This window comes from Streptomyces malaysiensis subsp. samsunensis (genome assembly GCF_024519315.1).
In the GTDB taxonomy this organism is placed as follows: Bacteria; Actinomycetota; Actinomycetes; order Streptomycetales; family Streptomycetaceae; genus Streptomyces; species Streptomyces malaysiensis.
The window spans coordinates 1-4,328 of the sequence record NZ_JANIIC010000162.1 but is presented as its reverse complement, the minus strand read 5'-3'; the positions used below and the strand labels follow the sequence as shown (position 1 = coordinate 4,328).

Genomic DNA, 4,328 nt, shown 5'->3' with positions numbered 1-4,328 from the left:
ACACGCTGCCCGAGGAGGTGACCGCGCCGATTCGTCCCGGTGCCGTGCTGCCGTGGGTCCTGTCCGCGCGCACCGAGACAGCCCTGCGCGAGCAGGCCCGCCGGTTGCTTGACATGCTGGCCGCCGAACCTGAGCGTGAACTCGACGCACTAGCACAGGCACTTGCCACCACCCGCACCGAGTTCGAGCACCGTGCTGTGATCCTGGGCGAAAGCCGTACGGAGATCGAAGCGGGGTTGTCCGCGCTGATCAGCGGTGCTCCGATGGCCGGCCTGGTCCAGGGGGTGGCCGTCGGCAGGATCGACCCGGTCTTTGTGTTCCCTGGCCAGGGTTCCCAGTGGGCGGGCATGGCACGGGAGCTGATGGCCGACTCGCCAGTCTTCGCCGAACGCCTGAAGGAGTGCGTGCTGGCGCTGGAACCTGTCACCGGCTGGTCCTTGTTGGATGTCTTGAATGAAGCACCCGGTGCGCCTCCGCTGGACAGAGTTGACGTGGTGCAGCCCGCACTCTTCGCGGTGATGGTCTCACTTGCGGCGCTCTGGCAGGCCGTCGGCGTTGAGCCCGCAGTGGTGATGGGCCACTCACAGGGTGAGATCGCCGCTGCGTGCGCCGCAGGTGCGCTGACCTTGCAGGACGCCGCCCGGGTGGTGGCACTGCGCAGTCGTGCCCTTACCTCCCTCGCCGGGCAGGGCGGGATGGTATCGCTGTCGCTTCCGACCGACCAGGCCCGTCAGCTGGCCGCCGAATGGCCGGAGAGGATCACCCTCGCCGCAATCAACGGCCCCGGTTCGGCGGTGTTCTCCGGTGAACCGAGGGCGCTGGACGAACTAACAGCTCACTGCGAGCGCCAGGGCGTCCGAATCCGCCGGATCCCAGTGGACTACGCCTCCCACTCTCCGCAGGTCGAGTCCCTCAGGGACGAACTGCGGGCCGCGCTCTCCGGGCTCGCTCCCCGTGAACCGGAGACCACCTTCTGGTCAACCACCACCGCTGCACAACTGGACGCCACGACCCTGCTCGACGCCGAATACTGGTATCGAAACCTACGGCAGACCGTCCGTTTCGAGGAGGTCGTCGTGGCGCTCGCCGAACACGGCCACCGGCTATTCGTCGAGTGCAGCCCCCACCCGGTGCTGGCTCATGCGGTCCAAGGGGCCCTGGACGGCTTGGACGACGGAGTGGCGTACACAGCCATTGGCACTCTCCGCCGTGAGGAGGGCGGCCGGCGGCGCTTGGTGCAGTCTCTGGCGGAGGCGTACGTGCTCGGTGCCCCCGTCGACTGGCGTACAGTGTTCGCCTACCGAAGGCCCGCCGCAACAGACCTACCCACCTACCCCTTCCAGCGTGAACGCTACTGGCTCGAACCGAATCGGCTGACGAGCACCGCGACACGGGGCTGGGAATCCACCGACCATCCGCTGCTGACGGCAGAAATCCGGTTGGCGGCAGCCGAGGGCATCGTGTTCACCGGCGAACTGGCGCTCGCGGAGTACGCGTGGCTGGCCGACCACGCCGTGGGCGGGGTCGTGCTGCTGCCCGGCACAGCCCTGCTGGAGCTGGCCCTGCACGCCGGCAATCGGCTGGACTGCCCCGAGCTGGAAGAACTCGTCTTGGAGAGCCCAGTAGTGATCCCGGCCGAAGGAGCAGTCCGGTTGCAGCTCCGGGTCGGGGCTCCCGACCCGGACGGCCGACGCCAGGTGACCCTCCACACCGCCCCGGGAACCTCCACGGCGGAGGTTCCGGAGAGCGATGAATGGATTCGCCGAGCGGTCGGCACCCTCCGGCCCAGGAGCGCCGCAACTCCGTCGGTCAGCACCGCGGCCTGGCCTCCCAGGAATGCCGTTCCCCTTGACAGCACCGACTTCTATCCCCGGCTCGCGGCGTGTGGCTACGATTATGGACCAGCCTTCCAGGGGCTGTGCGCCGTGTGGCGGGACGACGACTCCTACTGCGCCGAGATCCGGTTGCCCGGCCCCCAGCCCATGGCGGAGGGGTTTAATCTCCACCCGGCGCTGCTGGACGCGGCTTTGCACGTGTTGGCGCTGGACGCGGTGGCCGATCCTGCCGACGGCATTCGCCTTCCGTTCGCTTGGAGCGGCGTTCGCCTCCACAGCATCGGGACTGCCGAACTCAGGGTTCGGATCACTCCGAACGGGCCGGACACCGTGTCGCTTTCGCTGACAGACCCCACAGGCGCACCCGTCGCCACCGTCGACTGTCTGACTGTGCGGCCGATCACCCCGGAACACCTGGCTGCCGTACGGTCCAGTGGCACCACGCCGCTACACCATCTGGCGTGGGTCGAGCTGCCCACGACGACGGACATACCGGACGTGACCTTCGCCGTACTGCGCACGGACGTCCAGAACACGGTCAGTACCGGCGGCCCCGGTGGAGGCATGACGCCGATGCCACTGGACGTACTGTTGGCGGATGAGGCAGCCGCTCCGGACCTGGTGCTCGTAGAAGCCACGGCGCAGACCCGCGACGGGACGCCCGCAACGGTGCACCATGCGGTCCGCACCGCACTGGAACTGATCCACGTCTGGCTCAGGGAAGACCGATTCGCTTCATCACGGCTGGTCGTGTGCACCCGCAGTGCCGTCTCCGTGCACTCCGACGAGCCGCTGACCGGCCTCGCCGACGCGGCTGTCCAAGGCATGCTCCGGTCCGCCCACTCCGAACACCCCGACCGGTTCGCGCTACTCGACCTCGACGCCGATGCAGCCCTGCCGGACACCGCGTCTCCCACGCTGGCACACCTGGCAGCTGGAGAACCACACGTCGCCCAACGTGGCAGTCGGCTCTACGTACCCCGGCTCACCCGTATCCCGGCCCTCGACGAGTCGCCCGCCCTCTTGGCTCCGCAAGGAACCGTGTTGATCACTGGAGGCGCAGGCACCCTGGGCACGCTGATATCCCGTCACCTGGTTCGGCACCACGGAGTACGGCGTCTGCTGCTCCTCAGCCGCCGCGGCGATGGCGCTCCAGGCGCAGCCGCGCTGCGTGCCGAACTCGCGGCGCTGGGTGCCGAGGTGACGGTCCTTGCCTGCGATGTAGGGGACCGGGAGGCACTGCGTGCGGCCCTCGAATCGATCCCCCAGAAACACCCGCTGACCGCGGTCATGCACCTGGCGGGCGCGCTGGACGACGGCACCGTGGAAACTCTCACCTCAGAACGGGTGACCGCCGTCCTACGCCCCAAGGCCGACGCCGCCTGGTACCTCCATGAGCTGACGCGAGACCTGCCGTTGTCCGCCTTCGTCCTGTTCTCCTCCATCGCCGGGACCATCGGCAGCCCCGGGCAGGGCAACTATGCCGCTGCGAACGCTTTCCTGGACGCGCTGGCAGAGCACCGCCGGGCCGAGGGCAGGCCGGGGCTCTCACTGTCCTGGGGGCTTTGGGACGAAGCCAGTGGCATGACCGGTCACCTGTACCGGGCACAGCGGGACCGTATGCGCAGTGGCGGACTCGTGCCGCTGTCGGACGACGAGGGGCTGGCACTGTTCGACGCGGCACTGGGGAGCGCGCGAGCGTTGCTGACGCCGGTACGGCTCGACCCAGCGGCGCTGCGCATGGCAGCGGGCGACGGCTCGCTTCCGTCGGTCCTTTCTGGCCTGGTCCCTACCCCGGCCCGGGCGACCTCCGACCAGGCCCCGCTGGCGGACCGGCTCACTGACCTTGCCCCGGAACAACAGAAGCGGGTACTGCTGGCACTGGTGCGCTCGACCGTGGCGGCTGTACTAGGGCGCTCCAGCGCGGAGGCGGTCGAACCGCTGGCGTCGTTCAAGGACATCGGCTTCGATTCCCTCCTCGCCGTTCAGCTGCGTAACCGGTTGAACGCCGCAACCGGATTGCGCTTGGCTTCCGCCATGGCGTTCGACCATCCCAACGCGGTGACGCTTGCCGAATACCTGCGCAACGAGTTGGTCGCCGTGCCGCCAACTCCCGAAGATGTGGTGCACCGTTGGCTCGAAGAGCTGGAGGACATCCTGCCGACCATCGAGGCCGATGGTCCGGCTAGAGCAGCCGTGACAGCCCGCCTGGAAGCCGTGCTCACGCGTTGGCGGGGTGGCGGTGCACAGCAGCAGGACGATGAGCAGTTGCACAGCGCCTCGGCGGACGAGGTATTCGCGTACCTCGACAAGATTCTCTGAATGGACACGGTGAATGCGGCGGGCACCTCTTATGAGGAGGCAGGGCTGGGTTCCGGGCTGCTGAACTCCACGCGTCCGTGCGGCCGTAGCATCGGCCTGGGCGTTGTAGGTGCCAAGAACTACGTCCGGTACTGGTCACGCAGCACGTCGGTACTCGTGCAGGAGGCCTGA

Annotated in this window: 1 protein-coding gene; it reads left to right on the top strand. The window is 68.2% G+C overall.

All coding sequences use genetic code 11. The features are described from left to right. On the top strand, positions 1–4,157 hold a 4,157-nt coding region (locus tag NQU54_RS48090), incomplete at its 5' end, for a type I polyketide synthase (protein WP_257636576.1). Between the last annotated feature and the right edge of the window lie 171 nt (positions 4,158–4,328).